This is a genomic window from Gardnerella sp. KA00771, assembly GCF_049244045.1.
In the GTDB taxonomy this organism is placed as follows: Bacteria; Actinomycetota; Actinomycetes; order Actinomycetales; family Bifidobacteriaceae; genus Bifidobacterium; species Bifidobacterium swidsinskii.
Genome location: NZ_CP058368.1, coordinates 1078060 through 1098417 on the forward strand (window position 1 = coordinate 1078060; position 20358 = coordinate 1098417).

The window sequence follows — 20358 nt, forward strand, 5'->3', positions numbered from 1 at the left end:
CCTGAGTTTTTTATAATATATTTACGTTAGAAGAATACTAAGCGCGCTTCTTATCTTCTTCTTTGCGATTGTTACGAGTGTAAATAAACACGCTTGCAGCAATCAAAACAATTCCAGCAATAGCGAAAATAAACACGCCATAAGCACCGGTCTTTGGAAGCTTGAACCAGTGGTCGATGTTATTGCTCGTTGGAACATCCTTGAACGAGTAAACAAACGTCTGCGAATTTTTATCATAGCCAGCAGCAGAGGTATAAGTCGTAGGAATAGTAACTTCTTCAACCTTTGGAGCCAAGACATAGTTGTCTGGAGCCTTAGTTTCCACAACGTAGAACTTTTGTCCAACCTTTGCTTTAAATCCAGCTGCTGTCAAACCAGTATCAGCAGTTTCAGTATCAGTAGCAAAGCCCTTAGAAGACTTGTTCTTGCACTTATCTGTAGAACGAGAAGCGTCAGCTGCGCATGCGTCAGCCTCAGTTTTCTTTGCAAACACAGCAAACTTAGCACCCTTAATAGCTTTTCCGTCAGTGCTGCTTATCTTCTTGATCTGGAATTTAACAAGAGTTACCTTAGAATCTGGATTTGGAGTTGGATTAACAGGTTTTGGTTGATCTTTTACAGGAGTACCTTTCTTATATCCTGGCTGATAACCATACTTGTTAACGAGTTCGCCAGCTGGAGCATCTGCCTTAAGAGTGAATTTAAGCTCAACAGTTAACTTTGCATTAGGCGAAGTCTTAAGAGCATTAGCAATTTCGCCAAGACCTGCATCTGTAAACGATACGGTAATACGCTGACGAGTATTATCACCAGGCGTTGCAGCAACCGCTACCTTATACCTATCCTCTTTACCGGTAGAATTCTTAATTTCCGTAGTGCCAATCTTAACGCTTTTAACTACATCTTTATTAGAATCATAAGCAGACTTCAATGCGTCATCCCACACAGCAAAGCCTTGATAATCATCAGTCGTACGATCTTTAACAGGCGTACCACTAGTTGTAACTACAGAAGTTGAAATAGTATATGGCAAATCATCCTTTGTACCAACCATTCCTGTAGTATCAACAGTCTTCTTAATAGCATCCTTGGTATAAGCGTTCTTAGGATCAACCTTCACATCATAGGTGTATGTTGTCTTACCAGATTCATTGGTGATTTGTGGAATGGTCATAAAGAATGGCTGCGGAAGCTTTTCGTATCCATCCGGAACACTTGTTTCTTCAACCTTGTATAAGCCGATACCCAATTTATCAAACTTTGCAACACCATTATCATTTGTAGGATTTTCAGTTTCATTATCAAAGCTTAAACCAGCAGAAGAATCATTTGGATTAGCATTAAGAGTTGGAACCTTAGCAGCAACATCAAGCCACTGATCGTATTTTGTTAAATCAAAGTTGGTTACTTTGTAAACCTTGAACTTTGCACCCTTAACAGGAGTTGCCTTCTTCTGATTACCTTTCTCATCGGTTTCATCCTTATACTTAGTGATAGTAATGGAACCAGTCAGCTTCTTACCAGCTTCAGACCAAGGTGCTGGCTTAGCAGATTCAGCACTTGGACTATTAGCAAATGCTATGTTGTTTGCCACCACAGCACCGGCAACGCACAGCGTGCCAGCCATTGCGAGCGAGGCGAATGCTGCCACGCATTGTTTAGTGAATTTGTTCATATTCATTCCTTTCATAAATGCTGTTTCCAGCAATTAAAAGTTTTGAAATTTTGATGTAAGTATTTACTTGTTTTTGGTTTTAACCGAATTATTTACACAATTTGCTCATAAATGAGTAAATTTTTTTAGATTTAGTGAAATTATGTTGCAATATCACGCTCCAAAATTCCATGAGATTTTGCATCAAAAACATGCACATTAAAAACATGCACCCAGCAGAAAAGTTTCATACGAGTCGCCACCTTCCAAGCAACTCGTGTCCGCGCTTAGTTTGATCCATTACAAACACAGCAGCAATCAAACTAGACAACATCGCAGAAACAACACACAAAGACGCATTCCAGCCGCATCCGCCGGTCTTTGGCAGACTGAATGGTTTCACAACGTGAATCATGAAAGTCTTAAACTCGTAATCTTTACCCCTGGTGTACTGATCTCCGTGAACATCATGCAACAAATCATATTTAGCACCATGATGACTACTCATATCATCAAAAGATTTCTTAGCGTCTGGTTTCAAAGCCCAAGCAACGCACTGATAGTCACCAGTTTTTTCTGGAATACCATCGAGCGTAGCAGTAGTACGTTGAGCAGCATCGAACGGATTATTCGGATTATCGTTAGCGTTATAGCTATACAATTTATGCTGCGCGTTGCAATTAGAATTATTCTTACACTTCTCACGCTCGGAGTACGTATCAACATGACTCCATGTAATTGGATTGCTTGCTTTCATACCCGCAAGTTCTGAAACAAAATCACGGTCATCATTTTCGCATAAAACTTCCAAGCTTATTTTCTTCTCAGTTTTATTACCACTATTCCACACGTCTTTTGTAGACCAAGCGTCAATAAACGGTCTATGCATAAGACTCATACCACTCATAATGGTAAGACCGTTACCACTTCCAAACTTACCATCAACATCACTAATATCAGGTGCGTCAGGAGAATCTGACCTTAGCACTCGAAGCTTTATATCATCGCCTTCCATAGGATCTACTGTCACTTGCGCGTACACTGGATTTGGTTTACTTATGCCATCGCCATTACCAGCATCTTTATCCGTAGACTTTGAACCGTCCGGATAATGTACAATCACAGGAATTTTATACACGCCAGGCTTCTGCCACTTAAGCGGCTTAAAAGACATCACTCCATAGTGAGAACCATCACCTGTACCATGGTTTTTACCAGTCTTCCCACCATCGCTAGGCTTATTGTCTTGACCATTATCGTAGAAAGACATTCCATAAGGATGATCCTTATCCTTCTTATACCAACCAGGATTATCTTTCTTATACTGGTCTTCATCAAACTCGAACCAAGTGCCGTCTGGAAGTGCGCCTTCTTCTATATCATCCTGATGAGTAGCATTATTAGCGCCTTTCTTACTCGTAGGCACATCAGTCATATTCTTATAACCATTAGTAAGGCTTGCATGATATTCACCAGCCTTCACTTTCAACGGCACGTAACTAGGATTATTCCTATGCGCGTAAGAAGCTTTAACACTAAACTTTAAAGTTTGATCATTCCAATCTTTACCCTTTGAATTCTTAGTCTCATCCTGAGTACCATAATTAGCAAATAGCATTTTCTTATAAACAACACTTCCGCCAGTGTCATTGGCAATTATGTCATCGAAAACCTTAAGACTACCAGCATTGTTAAAAGCAAACACGCGACACTCATACTTACCGCTTTTCTTAGGTGTTCCGGTAATAATCGCGCGAGAACGAGCCATAGTATTCGTGTTGTCCTCGTCTTTAGTTAAATGCGAGTATTTAAAATCATTAAGATTACAGTTTTTATTATTCCTGCACTTGTTTTCTTCGTCTTCCGTAGCAATCTTCCATTGACGAAAAGCTGTAAACTTTAATCCGTTAACTTCACCAAAAGGCTTGTTTTTCACTTCATCCCATTTAAGAAGCGTATAATTATCCTTATTTTCTTCGTGGCAAATAGCGCGGAATTTAATAGGAGACTTATTGTTAGCAGACCACGCGTCAGGTATAAGAAGCCTACTACTATCTATCTGCTTATCTTTATCAAGATTCGTGTAATGATCCGTATGATACGAACCATAAGTAATACGGTCGGAATAGTTACTACCGTAATCGTGCATACCTGCACCCTCAGCAATAGAAAAACCTAAATCGTTATTGCCTACAGTAAGTGGCGTTACTTTAACGTGAGCATAAACCTGCCCATTATCCGTACTACTTGAGCCATCAGGATAGTGAGCAATTACAGGAGTATCGTAATTATTAGGATCTTGAGGTTTGCTCGGAGTAAAAGTTACTTCACCAGTACTAGTATTAGTCATTTTTGACCAAGAAAGCACTGGTTTAGAATATTTATTACTCTTACCAAGCTCAAACCTAGTACCTTTCGGAAAATCGCCTTTAGTAATCCCCTTATTTTCTGGAACCGACGTAATTGATTTTCCAGCTTGCACCTGTTTTTTATCATAATCTGGATACACAGGCTTATAAAAATGAGACATAGGCCAAACTTTGAATTTAGCGACAACCGTCTCTGAAAAAGGCTGAGGATGATTACAGTTGTACTTATTTGGATTAGGGTATGTTACTTTAATCGGTATATAGACTGTATGATTTTTATGCGAGTCTGCTGGGTTAAAATACACTTTACCTGTAGACTTGTCAATCCACGCATGACCTTGTTGTAAAGGCTCTGGCTTCTGCTTATTAGGATCATCAAAAGTAACTTGAGCATTGGATCCCTTATTGTTATCAAAATAAGCATTACCATCAATAGAATAAGTAAGATTCTTAGGAATATGATCGTACAGTTTACCTCTTTTACCGTCACTACCATAATCAGGAACAAAACTACCCTTATTATTGAAGTAATCACCAGGATTCTCTTGCCAGTGACCATCATCGGTATAAGCTCTCACAGAAGAAGCTTGACGAGGCTGCGAATCCTCCGACTCCTCAAAATGCAACCCACCAGGCTTAGTCGGATTGGTACTATTATCCCACTCCACGTTATCTGGTATGCCATCACCATCATGATCATAAGGACCATAAGCTGCATAATCACGCTCATGAGATTCAGCATTCGTAGCCTGATATCCAGCAATAATAGGCATGTAACGAATATCAGTACCATCTGGCACATCTGCAGTAATAACCCAACGGTAGCAAGTCGTAGAATTAGCACTCTCAAACGAACGCAGCATTATACCAAAGTCGCCATTGTCATGCCACTTCTTTATCTCGCATAAACTGTAATTCTTAAATTTAGACTCAGAATCAACATTATACCCACAGCCAAAATGACCATCACCAACAGTATCTTCCCATTGATCATTGAAATCTGTATTGCCATACGTATAATGCCAACGAGAAATTGTTTGAGACCAGCCCCATTTCTTATCCCAAGTTTTCATTGTTTCTGGGATGCCGCTAGCATTCTGAGTTGACCAGTCATTCCACTTTTTCTCGTAAACATTTCGCCTATCTCTTTTCACTCTAATAGTGTCCGTAATAAGCTGTTTCGGAAGATCTACATAAAAAGTAGGTCGCGCTGGAATACGCTGTCTAGGCTGAGAATCTAAACGCTCAAGAAAAGCATAGTTAAAATATATTTCATACTGCACATGAGTACCATTAGAATCCTTAGTAATCGTTGGCGTAATATGCATATTTTCAACAGCATTACCAACGCCATTACCATTAGCAGTAAAATATCCATAACCACCATACGACCACATAACCTGCGCAGCGCTTGCAGGCTTAGCTGACACAACGAGAACAGCAAGAATAGTCGCCACTGCAACAATCAACGCAAGAGCCGCGCGACGAATGTAATACAATTTAGAAGCGTTAGCAATAGAGCACCCTTTAGTGCAACCTTTAGATTTTTGTAAAGTTACAGAACCGCTAACATCATCAAGCGCATGATGACGATTCATAAAACTACAAGTTATACGCATAAGGTTAGAGAAACAGCCATGAAGCCGTAACATTCTAACGCCTCGATTTCCAAAAATCTAAAAGCTGCTCGAATACTCATGCCTGTTGGTTTTATGAATCAACAAGTATTGCCCGGGGTGCAGAACACTGCATTATCAGCAGCAAATGAACGCGAAATATCACAAACCACCAAAGCAAACGTCGATACGAACGCAAGCAAGCACAATCATGCCCAAAATCAGCAGGCTAATTCACGCCAAAAACTTAAACGCAAGATAATGTAGTGCACTACTGCTAAGCACATATGTTGTTATACCCCCCCCCATGAAAAATTTCAAGTAAAATTTGCAAATTTCTTAATATTCGTAAAAATTCCTAAATTCGGGGTTATATGCGGGTTATAGGCAAAAATATTGCAATCCAAAACAAAAAACGGCAGATACTTACCTGCCGTTTAAGTGGGGTGGCTAACGCGGCTTGAACGCGCGACCTTCTGAACCACAATCAGATGCTCTACCGACTGAGCTATAGCCACCATGCGCGTGAAAACATACATAATCACACAACAAAGGGATACTATACACGATTTTCTAGATTTCCGCCAGAGCAACACACTTCGGCGCGTCGTAGTAACAACATCAATTATTCGACAATGGCAAATGCAACAATGGGTGTATGAGTTTTTCTGAGCAAAATCAGCGCATTTTTGGCGTAACTGCAAATAGCAACAACACGACAGCACTTCTTCTTGGCTCAGGCGAGCTTGGTAAGGAAATTGCGATTGAGCTTATGCGATTAGGCGTGCTAGTATGCGCTGCCGATAGCTACAAAAACGCTCCTGCAATGCAAATAGCTCACGAATACCACGTGCTAGATATGTCGAATCCGCAAGAATTGCAAGAACTTATTTCCAATGTGAATCCTGACATTATTATTCCAGAAGTTGAAGCTATTGCTACTGAAGTTTTGAAAGATGCTGCTAAAAAGAATATTCAAGTCGTTCCTAGCTCAGATATTGCCGCGATTGCAATGGATCGCGAGCGCTTGCGTAGAATTGCGCACGAAGATTTAGGACTGCCTACTACACCGTATTGTTTCGCTTCATCTTATGAAGAGTTAGAGGATGGAGCTAAAAAAGTTGGATATCCTTGTGTAGTTAAGCCTGTTATGAGCTCTTCTGGTCACGGTCAGTCAATAGTTCGTAGTTCTGAAAATTTGCTTGCAGCTTGGAATGAAGCTCAGCATGGCAGGCGTGCAGCAGCTGGTCATGAGAATGAGTGTTCACGCGTTATTGTTGAAGCTTTAGCTCCGCTTGATTATGAGCTTACAGTACTTACAATAAGCTCTTGCGCAGGAATTACTACTTGTGAGCCGATCGCTCAGCGTCAGCAAGACGGAGACTATAGAGAATCTTGGCAGCCTGCAAATATTCCTGAATCGATCCGCACTAATGCGAAAGATATTGCAAAGCGCGCTGTAGAAGGTTTGACTGATATTGCGCAAGAAGCTGGCGAAACAGGTTGGGGCGTTTATGGAGTCGAATTATTCGTGCTTACTGATGGCTCTTTGCTTTTTAATGAATTGTCACCTCGCCCACACGATACTGGCATGGTAACTATGATTTCGCAGCACTACAGTGAATTCGCATTACACGCATTGGCTATTTTGGGAGTCCCAATTACAGCTAACTATACTGAACTTTCTTTGAAAAATAATGAAGTTGCAGCAAGTCACGCCATTGTTATTAAAGCGGAAGGATCTGTTGGTTTTACGAATATTGCTCAAGCTTTGCAATCTGGCGAAAATCATCGATGCAACTTGCGTATTTTTGCTAAGCCTTCTGTGCATGGTCACAGACGAATGGCAGTTTCTTTAGCTACTGGATTAACGCAGGAAGAAGCTAGAGAAAATGCGACACGCATCGCCATGTTGCTAAAAACTACACAAACAAATGCTTAGATACATTGAAAATTAAGGCATAAGAGTTAAAAAAGATAATAATTTACGGTATGCACGAAGGGAAATTTTGTAGGTAACAATTGTTACGCTAATCGTGCTGGCAAAGGTCAGGTAAACCTACAAATATTGTTGGTTTGCGCCTACAACTGTGAATGCACATAAGAGAGGGCATATCATGGAAAAACTTGAGAAGTTGTACGAAGGCAAAGCCAAAAAACTGTATGCTACCGATGACACCAATGTGCTATGGGTTGAATACATGAACCAGGCAACAGCTGGTAACGGTCTGAAGAAAGCTCAGATTGCAGGTAAAGGCAGTTTAAATAACCGGATTACTTCGTTACTATTCCATTTACTTGAGGCGCGCGGCGTAAAAAGCCACTTCCTCGGACGAATTTCCGATACTGAACAACTTGTAAAGCGTATGCGCATGTTCCCACTGGAAATTATTATGCGAAATACTGCTGCAGGTTCTTTTGCAAAACGTTATAGCGTTAAAGAAGGAACACCTTTAAAGAAGCCATTGTTGGAGTTCTGCGTAAAGTCCGACGAGCTTGGCGATCCATTTATTAATCCAGAAGGCGTTGTAGCTCTTGGATTAGCAACAGATGAAGAAATAGCAGAAGTCACTCGTCAAGCTCATGCTGTTAACAATGCTTTGTTGGATATTTTCTCCAAGATTGATGTTCAGCTTGTTGACTTCAAGATTGAAGAGGGCGTAGACGCGCAAGGTAATATTCTTCTCGCTGATGAAATAACTCCTGATACTTGCAGACTTTGGGATAAGCGCAATGCTGGTACGAATGAGGTAAGCCATTTGGACAAGGACTTGTTCAGACGCGATTTAGGCGACATCATTCCTGCTTATGAAGAGATTTACGATAGGCTTGCATCTTTAGCTCAAAGCGAAGGCTTGGATGTCTCTGTGCGCAAACCTGACGATTGCGTAGAACGATAATGATTGTTGTGGCTCGTACCTTTAGGGGGTGCGAGCCACATGCATTCTTAATGTGATTTTGAATAATTTAATATTTATAATTTAAAACCAATACAACAATAAACACTGCATTCATACCGCACATTCAACAAGGTAGGTTTCTCGTGGTATTTCGCGTATATGTGGAAAAACGCACTGGTTTTGACGTTCAAGCGCAACAGCTTTTACATGAGCTTAGGGAGATTCTTGGCATAAGCGCGATTACTTCCGCAAGAATTATTAACCGTTATGACGTTGAAGGTATCAGCAAAGATTTATTCGACAATGCTGTGCAAACAGTATTAAGCGAACCTCCAGTTGATAATACTTACGATTACTTGCCTATTGAAACCGACGAGCACGTATTTGCTGTAGAATTTTTGCCTGGTCAATTCGATCAGCGTGCGCAATCTGCTAGCGAATGCATTCAACTTATTAGTCAAGGCGAACGCCCAACAGTGCGCACTGCTAGAGTAATCGCTTTAAAAGGTGATCTTGACGAAAAAGCACTAAACGATATTAAACACTACGTTATTAATCCTGTTGAAGCGCGAGAAGCTTCACTTGATGAGGTAAAAAGTTTACAGCGAGAAGCAGTTGTACCATCTGATGTAGAAGTAATTAGCTCATTTAACGATTTAAACGAAGCTGGATTACAAGACTTTATTAATACTCGCGGTTTGGCAATGGATTTGGCTGACGCAAAGTTCTGCCAGAAGTATTTCCGTGAAGAACATAGAAATCCTACTATTACAGAAATTCGCGTTATTGATACGTACTGGTCCGACCACTGCCGTCACACGACTTTTGGCACCGAGCTTACAGATATTTCTATTGACGATAACACTGTTCAAGAAGCATTTAGCCGTTATCTTGATTTGCGAAAAGAACTAAATCGCGAAAATAAGCCTATTTGCCTTATGGATATGGCAACTATTGGCGCAAAATACTTAAAGCATACCGGCGAGCTTAAAAATTTGGACGAGTCAGAAGAAATCAACGCTTGCACAGTAAAAGTTAAAGTGGACGTAAACGGTCACGACGAAGATTGGCTATTCCTGTTTAAAAACGAAACACATAATCATCCTACAGAGATTGAGCCTTTCGGTGGAGCTGCAACTTGCATTGGTGGCTGCATCCGTGATCCTCTTTCTGGACGCTCCTATGTGTATCAAGCAATGCGCGTAACTGGTGCTGCAGATCCACGCACGCCTATTAGCGAGACTTTAAACGGTAAGCTTCCGCAGCGAAAAATTGTAACTTCTGCTGCCGCAGGATACTCTTCTTACGGAAATCAGATTGGTTTAGCTACTGGCGAAGTACACGAGTTATACCACCCTGGTTATGTTGCAAAACGTATGGAGGTTGGTGCAGTTGTTGCCGCTACCCCAGCCGACCATGTGCGCAGAGAAACTCCAGCTCCTGGCGATGTGATTATTCTTCTTGGCGGACGCACTGGTAGAGATGGCATTGGCGGCGCAACTGGCGCTTCTAAAGCTCAAGATGTTGAAAGTATTGAAGAGTGCGGAGCTGAAGTTCAAAAAGGTAATGCTCCTATTGAGCGAAAACTGCAACGACTTTTCCGACGCAAGGATGCTTGTCAACTTATTAAGCGTTGCAACGATTTCGGCGCTGGCGGCATTTCTGTCGCAACTGGCGAAATTGCCGACGGCTTAACTATTAATCTCGACAAAGTTTCTAAAAAGTACGAAGGTCTCGACGGCACTGAGCTTGCTATTTCTGAATCTCAAGAGCGCATGGCTGTCGACGTTGCATCAAGTGATGCTGAAGAATTTTTGAAGTATGCTCGTGAAGAAAATCTTGAAGCAGAAATAATAGCGACTGTTACTGAAGAAGCACGAATGCGAATGACTTGGCGTGGAAAAACCATTGTTGACTTAAGCCGCGCATTCTTGGCTTCTAATGGCGCTGCAAAACAGCAGATATTGCATATTGAAAGTGGAGAATCTTACGAAACTCCATGGCAGAATCAGTCAGATTTGCCGTTAGAAAAGCGCATGCATAACTTAGTTTCGGATATTAATATTGCTTCAAATAAAGGCTTATCTGAACGATTTGATTCTACTATTGGCGCTGCTACTGTGCTTATGCCTTTTGGCGGTCGTCGCCAGCTTACTCCTGCTCAAGCCATGGTTGCTAAATTCCCAGTATTTGGCGAAACAAACACAGCTTCCGCAATGGCTTGGGGATTTAATCCGTATTTGATGGAAAAGAATCAGTTTACTGGAGCTTATGTTGCGGTTGTTGAATCATTGGCAAAGCTAGCAGCTAGCGGTTTCACTCGCGAACGTGCTTACTTGAGTTTGCAAGAATATTTTGGCAAGCCTCACGATATTCCAGAGCGTTGGGGAAAGCCAGCTGCAGCAGTTCTTGGTGCTTTAAGTGCACAGCTTGATTTTGGCGTTGGCGCTATTGGCGGCAAAGATTCTATGAGCGGCAGTTTTGAGAATCTGGATGTGCCACCAACTTTGATTTCGTTTGCTGTTTCTACCGGAGACGCACGTTTAACTGTTTCACCTGAATTTAAGGGTGTAAATCATAAAGTTATACGTATTGCTCCAAAGTATAAATCCGACGGAATCACTCCAGAAAAAGAAAGCTTCCTGAAAGCACTAGAAATTGTAGAAAATATTACGAAAAACAAGCAAGCTCTTGCTATATCTACTCCTGGCTACGGTGCTAGCGCAGAAAGCTTATTCAAAATGACGCTTGGAAATCATATTGGTCTTAAATTATTCAACAATTTAAGCGACGATGATTTATTTAAGCCAGCATATGGAAGCTTCTACGTTGAACTCAAGGAAGACGCTGAAGTTCCATCTTTAGCTAATACAAGCTTGGTTGACGTTGAGATTGTTGGCGAAACAACTGAAAATTACGCAATTACTTCATCAAATAGCGAAGAAATTGATTTAAGTGATTTGCAAAAGGTTTGGGAAAGCGAACTTTCCTCAATCTTCCCGTACAAAAAGCCTGGCGAGATTGTAGAAACTATTAATAACAAAACTAATGTTTCTACTACAAATCACATGCACATAGGAAAACTAAAGCCGCTTTCGCATCCTCGCGTTATTATCCCGGTTTTCCCTGGAAATAATTGCGAATACGATACGCAAGCTGCTTTTGAAAAAGCTGGAGCAGACGCTCATACGCTTATTATTAATAATTTAAGCGCAAAAGATATTGCACAATCAGCTGAGAAATTGGTTGAAGAGATTAAAAAGAGTCAAATTGTAATGATTCCGGGAGGCTTCTCCGGAGGCGATGAGCCGGACGGTTCTGCGAAATTCATTACAGCATTCTTTAGGAATCCAGCAGTAACAGACGCAGTTCGTGACTTGCTTAATAATCGTGACGGTTTAATGCTTGGAATTTGCAATGGCTTCCAAGCGCTTATTAAGCTGGGCTTGGTTCCTTTTGGAGATATTGTTCCTATGGATTCTAACTGCCCAACTCTTACCTACAACACTATTGGCAGACACCAAAGTAGGATTGTTCGCACTAGAGTTGCTTCAAATCTTTCACCATGGTTAGCAAATACGCAAGTTGGAGACATGCATACTGTTGCAATTTCTCATGGAGAAGGTCGCTTTATTGCTACTAACGAAGTTATGGAAAAGCTTATTAAAAACGGTCAAATAGCTACACAATATGTTGACAGCAATGGCGTACCAAGTATGAGCTTAAACGTAAATCCTAACGGCTCAATGATGTCAGTAGAAGGTATTACAAGCCCAGACGGTCGAGTTTTTGGAAAAATGGGACATTGCGAGCGCGCAGGTCGTGACTTGTATGTCAATATTCCTGATTTCCACGAGCAACCATTGTTTGAAGCTGGCGTTGAATATTTCACTGCATGAGCTTTAGTTTACAGTTGCAAGACTTGTATCAAAATAACTACAAAATTCGACGATTACAATCATCGATTATTAGGGGGTATGAATGTCTGCAGAACTTGAAGATATTCACGAAGAATGCGGCGTATTTGGTGTGTGGGGTCATCAAGATGCAGCTAGGCTGACATATTTTGGACTTCATGCGCTACAGCATCGAGGACAAGAAGGTGCCGGCATTGTATCTAACAACAATGGCAAATTGCATGGGTATCGCGGATTGGGATTGCTAACTCAAGTATTTAGCAATGAACAAGTTATGAATCGTCTTACTGGAAACAGGGCTATCGGTCACGTGCGATATGCTACTGCAGGTTCTGGAAGCGTTGATAACATTCAGCCTTTCCTATTCCGTTTCCACGATGGAGACGTAGCTCTTGCTCATAACGGAAATTTGACAAATTGCACTAGCCTACGTAATTCCTTGGAAGATAAAGGCTCAATATTCCACTCAAATTCTGATACTGAAATATTGATGCATTTGATTCGCCACTCCAGTAAAGCAACTTTTATGGATCGCCTAAAAGAAGCTTTACAAACTGTTCATGGCGGTTTTGCTTACTTATTACTTACTCAAGATGCACTAATCGGAGCGACTGATCCAAATGGTTTCCGCCCTCTTTCGCTTGGTCGTATGAAGAACGGCGCATACGTGCTCGCTTCTGAAACTTGTGCGCTTGATATTGTGCGAGCAGAGTTTATTCGCGATATTGAGCCTGGCGAAATCATTGTTATTAATGACGATGGCTACACTATTGAGCAATATACGAAGCATGTACAGCATGCAGTATGCTCAATGGAATTTATTTATTTCGCTCGCCCAGATTCTAATATTTACGGTATTAATGTTCATTCTGTGCGAAAGCGTATGGGTGCGCGTTTGGCTAAAGAATCTCCTGTTGAAGCAGATATGGTTATTGGAGTACCTAATTCTTCACTTTCTGCTGCTGCAGGATACGCTGAAACAAGCGGAATTCCAAACGAAATGGGATTGATTAAAAACCAATATGTTGCACGCACTTTTATTCAACCGACACAAGAATTACGCGAGCAAGGCGTTCGTATGAAACTTTCTGCTGTTCGTGGTGTGGTTGCAGGAAAACGCGTTATCGTTATTGACGATTCGATTGTTCGCGGAACTACTTCTAAGCGCATTGTGCAATTGCTTCGAGAAGCTGGCGCTAAAGAAGTGCATATGCGTATTTCTTCCCCTCCGCTTAAATATCCTTGCTTCTACGGTATCGATATTCAAACTACGAAGGAACTTATTGCAGCAAAGCATTCAGTTGAAGAAATTCGCGAGTATATCGATGCTGATTCCTTAGCATTTTTGTCTTTAGATGGATTAGTCGAGTCGATTGGATTAAAAAAGCCTGCTCCTTATGGCGGTTTGTGCGTTGCTTACTTTAATGGCGACTACCCTACTGCACTAGACGATTATGGCGAAGAATTCTTGGCTTCCCTTACTCCTGAAGAACGCGAACATTTGCAAGAAGTAAGGAAGCACAGTAAATATTCACACGAAAATCTTATATAACTTAATAACTTGATTATTTATTAATTAAATTGTTCATTGCAATTTATAAATAAAACTTAAGAAAATACTTATAACATTGTTACGAAAGGAACCAATATGCCACACGCATATGAAGAAGCTGGCGTAAGCGTAGAAGCAGGATACGAAGTAGTACGTCGTATTAAATCTCATGTAAATCGCACAAAGCGCCCAGGCGTTGTAGGTGGCATTGGCGGATTTGGCGGCTTATTTGATTTGGCATCTCTTGGTTACAAAGAGCCAGTGCTGATTTCTGGCACGGATGGCGTTGGAACCAAGCTTGTGATTGCAAAAATGATGAATAAGCATAACACTATTGGCATTGATTGCGTTGCAATGTGCGTAAACGATATTGCAGCTCAAGGTGCCGAGCCGCTTTTCTTCCTCGATTATATTGCATGCGGAAAAAACAATCCTGAAATACTTGAGCAGGTAGTTTCAGGCGTTGCAGATGGTTGCGTGCAATCTGAAGCAGGTTTAATTGGCGGCGAAACTGCTGAAATGCCTGGAATGTATGACGAAGACGAGTACGATCTTGCAGGTTTTGCAGTAGGCGTTGCAGAACGTTCGAATATTGTTGACGGCTCCACTATTACTGCCGGCGACGTGCTTATCGGACTTCCTTCTTCAGGAGTTCATTCAAATGGATTCTCTCTTGTTCGCAAAGCTTTGTTTGAAGAAGCAGGTTTTAGCGTTGACACCAAGCTAGATGAGCTTGGCGGCAAGACACTTGGCGAAGTTCTTCTTGAACCTACTCGAATCTACGTAAAAGCTTTAAAGCCACTTTTTGCAGAACATCTTATTAAGGGAGTTGCTCATATTACAGGCGGCGGATTTATTGAAAATGTTCCACGCATGTACGCAGATGATTTGGCTGCAAAAATTGATACCACTAGCTGGAGCGTTCCACCTATTTTTGGAGTTATTGAAAAAGCTGGAAAAGTTGCTCACGCTGAAATGTTCAACGTTTTTAATATGGGTATTGGCATGGTTTTGGCAGTTGACGAAAACAAAGCAGACGAGGCAATGCGAATACTAGACGAGCATAACGAAACAGCTTATATTATTGGCAAAATGGCTAAGCGCGAAAACGTTGCAGTCGAATTGTTGTAATCCACAAAACAGCAAAATATAAAGCTGCAAAACAGTAGACAGCGAAATCTTAAAGCAATAAAGGATTAAAAATGAAAGTTTTAGTAGTTGGTTCTGGCGCTCGCGAACACGCTATTGCACACGCGCTACTTAAAGGAGAAAGCGTTGAAGAAGTAACTGTTGCTCCTGGAAATCCTGGTATTGCAGCAGATGGCATTCAAACTGCAAACATAAGTCAATCAGATCATGACGCTCTTATTAAGTTCGTTAAAGACAATAACTACGATTTTGCGTTCATTGGTCCTGAAGTTCCCCTTATGAATGGCATTGTTGACGATTTTGAAGCGCATGGAATTGCCGCTTTTGGTCCAAACAAAGCCGCAGCTCAAATTGAAGGCTCTAAAGATTTCGCAAAAAAGCTTATGGCTCGTCACAACGTTCCAACTGCCTCCTACAAAACATTTGACGCTTTGGAGCCGGCACGCGCATACGTTCTTGAGCATGGTGCTCCAATTGTTATTAAAGCGGATGGTTTGGCTGCTGGAAAAGGCGTTACTGTTGCTATGGATGAGCAAACAGCAATTGATGCTTTGGATGATATCTTCGTAGATCATCGTTTTGGTCAAGCTGGAGCAAAAGTTGTTATTGAAGAATTTTTGCAAGGTCAAGAGTTTTCGCTTATGAGTTTTGTAAGCGGAACTGATTTTTGGGTTATGCCTATTTCTCAAGATCACAAGCGTGCTTATGACGGAGACAAAGGACCAAATACTGGAGGCATGGGAGCTTATAGCCCTGTGCCGCAAATTAGCGACGAAACAGTTCAGCGTGCTATCGACGAAATTGTGCGCCCAACTGTTGAAGGACTAGCTAAAGAGGGTACGCCTTTTACTGGCGTGCTTTATGCTGGCTTAATTGATACAGCAACAGGTCCTAAAGTTATTGAGTTTAATGCTCGTTTTGGAGACCCAGAAACAGAAGTTGTGCTTCCTCGCCTTACTTCAGATTTTGGTGCAGCTATATGGAATATTTTGCGACATAAAAGCCCAACTTTTACTTGGAAAAATAACGGTGTTACGCTCGGCGTAATTATTGCAAGCGAAGGCTACCCTGGCACTTTAGTTACCGGAACTCCCTTTCCTCAAATTCCTGTTGACGAAAATCAAGGTCAGCACGTGTATTATGCAGGAGTAAAAAGCGATGAAGAAAGCGGCAAACTTCTTACTTCTTCAGGTAGAGTAGCTCTTGTGCAAGTGCATGGAGATGACGTAAAAGACGCTCAAAACAACGTCTACAGCATATTAAATAAGCTTAATCTTCCACACATGTTCTTTAGACATGATATCGCATCTAAAGCCTTAAAATAGTTTGTTAATTGATATAGTTTTCATTAACAAATTGCAAATCAATAAGCCCCTCGCTATTTGAAACATACTATGTATCAAATACAAACGAGGGGCATTGTAATAATCAAACTAGCTTTTAGCGCGGTAATTTCAGAAAATCAGTATTACGCAAATAATGCTTTCCAGCAGTAATATCGTATTGTATTAAGCGATAGTCATGAAGAAGTTGACGTGACTTCTTATCCATCTTAGACAAAATCATAGGATTACCATCGTTATCCAAATAAATTGATTGTCCCTCAGGAATTCTATCCCAGCCTTGAATAGTATTTACAACAGGAGGCTCCATAGCGCTCACATGCTCATGTAAACAAGTTAAGAAAGCAAGATACGGAGAAACTTTAGCGTTCATATGTAAAGCAGCCTGAGAAATAAAGAAGTTAGGCGAAGAATACTTATTAGTATGATCTACATCTTTATTTGTATTAGAATGCTCTACATTTTTGTTTGAAGATTTTTTCTCACTACGCTCTTTACGCTCCAAAGCAACCTTATTTGACCAAATAAAATAATCAGTCAAATGCAAAGACAATGAATTCTTTTCATCTGAACTTGCAGTGCCGTAAATTCCTGGCAAATGGTCACCATAAAACATAACAGTAATAGGCTTATTTAGTTTATCTAAACTCTTCAAAAACGCTTGTGTTGCCTCATCAGTGTGTTGCACACCCTTAGCATACGTTTCAATAGAAGTTTTTTCATCATCACCAAGATCAGCGGCACCATCTTTAGGAGACGCTTCGAATTCATTATTCGCATACCAATCCCTATAAGGCATATGGTTTTGCATAGTAACAATTTGTACGAACCTAGGTTGCTTATGCTCTTTAATCTTTTCTAACGCACTCTTATATGCTGATGCGTCAGAAACATACGGTGATTTATCTATAACATCACGGTGAGCAATAACATCAGGTCCTTGCAATGCGTAGAACTTACTAAATCCAAACTTTTTGTAATTAGTAGCGCGCAAATACATGCTCGGCTCATACGGGTGGAAAGCTATAGATTTAATAGAATTACGAGAATCATCCCAATATTGATTAATAGTTGGAGACCATTGAGCATTAGGAACCAACTGCTGATACGGGCTAGTCATTGAAGGATCAAAATTAGCCATGCTCAAACCAGTTAAAGACATGTACTCTAGATTTGCAGTACCGCCACCATAACCAGAAGAAAGCATCAAACCACTATCCGTATGCTTCTTTAAATTGCTAATAAATGGTATTGGATTCTTGTTCAACTTCAAACCAGGAACACGAGTAGGATCAGAGAACGATTCAGACAAGATAAGAATAAAAGTATTATCGTTCATATTTGTTGTACGAGAACGATTTATACGTTTAGCTTCATCGTTATAACGCTTGTATACAGCCTTCATAGTTTCTTCACTGTAATCAGCCGGCCTATCCATAATTTTAGGATTTACATTACGCAAAAATGCCACAATAGCACCATTGCGTTGAGCGTCATAAACAGAATCCCACATAGCAGGACTGTCACCAAGCATTTTAGAAAAAACATTAGCCGAAGAGTCAACTGTGCCAACGCCGCCAATATACCAGCTTAAATTCCCTATTAAAATCAACGCAATTGCAACACGAATACCAGCAGAATAACGCCAATCTTTAAATCGCACAATCTTTCCATGATTTGTATCAAATATGTGTAAGCAAACAGTTGTAACTAAAAGCAAAATAAAAACGCCTAAAGCAACACCAATGACCATAGGAGCATTATCTGGCAAAAATGAAGCGACATTACCAGTGTTACTTTTTAAAAAGTTTAAGTCCGCAGGAAGAATAGTTTCATAACGAACATTTACTTTCATATATTCAATAACAGCAATAAGCAATGAAACACTTAGAATTATTGCACTTGATATCCAAAATCGGTTACTAATCAAAAGAATTAAACCGTATATCATCGCAACAACGAGCGCACTAAGAACAATAACAAAATTAAGCTCTCTCCAAGTTTTAGTTATTAATCCCCAACGTCCACCAGACATTGCAGAAGTCATCTCAACTCTTCCAGCGCGCTGCACACCCATTTGCACAATAATTACCGACATGCCGTCAATAACAAAGAAAAGAAATGCATACAGCCAATACGGAACTTTCAAGCGCAAAAATGACTTCATACTATCCTCAATAAATCACACACGTACTAATTATTACTAATAATGTGCAAGTCTACTTATTGCTATCGTCATAAATTTTTAACAATGCATTGAAACAAGAAAAAAATAGCAATTTTAATACTTAGGACTGATTACAATATATGTTTCGATATTTATTATTTAAATAGAATAAATAATAAAAAATAAAACAAATATTGAGGAAAATTTCAGATACTAGCATTACATTACTAGGTTGGGCAATTACTGTGCGTATATGTCGCTTAGATTAGTAACTGGTACGCAAATTAGACTAGAAAGTATAGGAGTCAAACATGCTGCAATTGGCAAAAGTGAGTCTTTTGCAAGGATGGCTACCAGTAAGCCTTTTTAGCGTAAATGGTATTTCTTTAGTCTTGTTGCTTTTTATGAAAACAAAACGCGGCAAGAAAATGTTCCACTTACTAATACAACTTGCAATAGGTGTCATAACATTTTTTGTCGGTGGAATAATTGCTTGGCTTATTTCTGACGTGTTTCTTGTATTCGAAGTAAGTCTTGGATGGCTCGTTATTTTTTCTATTGCATGCGGCTTCGGGCTTATAGGTTTTGCAGCAACAGCATTTGTTTTCTTACACAAATGGAGAAAACTAGTTGCAGTAATAGCTATTATCTTGACGTTAGCAAGCACAGCTCTTCATGTAGACATGATTTATGGGGAATACACGACAATAGGTTCAATATTTGGAATGGGCGGTTTTCCAAAACTAGAAGTTAATAAGCAAAAATCCGCATCCTCTAGTATTAAACAATGGAGAGAGTTAGCAGCACAACAAAAACTGCCAAAACTGCCTAAAAAAGGTATTGTTCGTTCAGTTTATATCCCTAACACTGCTTCACATTTCAATGCCAGAATAGCAAACGTATACTTGCCACCTGCTGCACTTGTTAAAAAACCACCAAAACTGCCAGTTATGGTCATGTTTGCAGGACAACCTGGTAGCCCTAATCACTTTTTTGCAGCAAGCGATATTGCAAATACTTTAGACAATTACGCGAAAAATCACTACGGTCTTGCACCTATTGTTGTAGCCCCTGACCAAAATGGTGAATCTTCGCATAATTCTCTGTGTGCGGATACACATGTGTTCGGCAAAGCAGAAACATATTTAATTAATGATGTTCCTAAATGGATACGCAAACATTTGCCAGTAAGCAAAGATCCTAAAATGTGGCTTATGGGCGGCTTCTCACAAGGAGGCACTTGCTCAACGCAACTAGTTCCATCTCACCCTGATATATTTGGAAACATTTTTTCTGCCGGAGGGGAACTAGAACCAACATATAAGAATCGCCAAGAAACAATTAATCATTATTTCAATGGAAACACATCAGAATATGAGCGACATATACCTAGAGTGATAATGCGTAAAAATGCTCCTTTGAAACAAAATTATTACGCTATTGCGGGCTCATGGGATACTAAATCTCAAGCGAATCAGGCAACCATCGCACTAAGCGCACATCGCGCTGGAATGAATGTTATAACCATGCTTTCTCAAGGCAATGGTCATGATTGGCACACAGTAAAAGCTGGATTAAAAATAGCAATTGATCAATTCTGCAAAAAAACAGGTATTTCAAGCACTGCACCAAAACTTAATACCTACCAAAATGTACAAATTCTTATCAACCAGCAAGTGAATCGAGACTAA

General features: G+C 40.4%; 11 protein-coding genes and 1 tRNA gene. 8 read left to right on the plus strand and 4 right to left on the minus strand.

Features of this window, described 5'->3' with window-relative positions; translation table 11 throughout:
* Window positions 1-37: 37 nt before the first annotated feature.
* Both HXT57_RS04610 and HXT57_RS04615 read right to left on the minus strand, forming a co-directional pair.
* Entirely contained in the window at window positions 38-1675 is a 1638-nt protein-coding gene (locus HXT57_RS04610; protein ID WP_116431607.1) for a SpaH/EbpB family LPXTG-anchored major pilin, read from the minus strand.
* Window positions 1676-1901: 226 nt separating this feature from the next.
* Window positions 1902-5621, minus strand: coding sequence for a Rib/alpha-like domain-containing protein (locus HXT57_RS04615; RefSeq protein ID WP_421783457.1), 3720 nt, complete (start codon window positions 5619-5621; stop codon window positions 1902-1904).
* Between the two features lie 99 nt (window positions 5622-5720).
* On the opposite strand from HXT57_RS04615, the gene HXT57_RS04620 reads away from it, so the two are divergent.
* Window positions 5721-5906 carry a hypothetical protein gene (locus HXT57_RS04620; protein ID WP_076002948.1) on the plus strand — a complete coding sequence of 62 codons (186 nt, stop codon included), beginning with the start codon at window positions 5721-5723 and terminating at the stop codon, window positions 5904-5906.
* 175 nt (window positions 5907-6081) lie between these two features.
* Here the strand turns inward: HXT57_RS04620 and HXT57_RS04625 are convergent.
* A tRNA-His gene (locus HXT57_RS04625) sits at window positions 6082-6157 on the minus strand.
* A 140-nt stretch (window positions 6158-6297) separates the two neighbouring features.
* Here HXT57_RS04625 and purT point away from each other — a divergent pair.
* From purT to purD, 6 genes are all read left to right on the plus strand, one after another.
* Window positions 6298-7581, plus strand: a complete 1284-nt coding sequence (purT, locus tag HXT57_RS04630) for a formate-dependent phosphoribosylglycinamide formyltransferase (protein WP_421783459.1) — start codon at window positions 6298-6300, stop codon at window positions 7579-7581.
* A gap of 175 nt (window positions 7582-7756) precedes the next feature.
* Entirely contained in the window at window positions 7757-8539 is a 783-nt protein-coding gene (gene purC, locus HXT57_RS04635) for a phosphoribosylaminoimidazolesuccinocarboxamide synthase (RefSeq protein WP_421783461.1), read from the plus strand.
* Window positions 8540-8682: 143 nt separating this feature from the next.
* Window positions 8683-12438 (plus strand): phosphoribosylformylglycinamidine synthase, encoded by a 3756-nt coding sequence (locus tag HXT57_RS04640; RefSeq protein WP_421782740.1) that lies wholly within the window; start codon window positions 8683-8685, stop codon window positions 12436-12438.
* Window positions 12439-12520: 82 nt separating this feature from the next.
* Window positions 12521-14008 (plus strand): amidophosphoribosyltransferase, encoded by a 1488-nt coding sequence (purF, locus tag HXT57_RS04645; RefSeq protein ID WP_421782741.1) that lies wholly within the window; start codon window positions 12521-12523, stop codon window positions 14006-14008.
* 96 nt (window positions 14009-14104) lie between these two features.
* Window positions 14105-15139, plus strand: a complete 1035-nt coding sequence (gene purM, locus HXT57_RS04650) for a phosphoribosylformylglycinamidine cyclo-ligase (RefSeq protein WP_421779375.1) — start codon at window positions 14105-14107, stop codon at window positions 15137-15139.
* A gap of 71 nt (window positions 15140-15210) precedes the next feature.
* Complete coding sequence (gene purD, locus HXT57_RS04655; protein ID WP_421779377.1) at window positions 15211-16482, plus strand: phosphoribosylamine--glycine ligase; 1272 nt, start codon at window positions 15211-15213, stop codon at window positions 16480-16482.
* A gap of 115 nt (window positions 16483-16597) precedes the next feature.
* Here the strand turns inward: purD and HXT57_RS04660 are convergent, their stop codons facing one another.
* Window positions 16598-18667 carry an LTA synthase family protein gene (locus HXT57_RS04660; RefSeq protein ID WP_415693051.1) on the minus strand — a complete coding sequence of 690 codons (2070 nt, stop codon included), beginning with the start codon at window positions 18665-18667 and terminating at the stop codon, window positions 16598-16600.
* A gap of 311 nt (window positions 18668-18978) precedes the next feature.
* On the opposite strand from HXT57_RS04660, the gene HXT57_RS04665 reads away from it, so the two are divergent.
* Window positions 18979-20358, plus strand: coding sequence for an alpha/beta hydrolase (locus HXT57_RS04665; RefSeq protein ID WP_421779380.1), 1380 nt, complete (start codon window positions 18979-18981; stop codon window positions 20356-20358).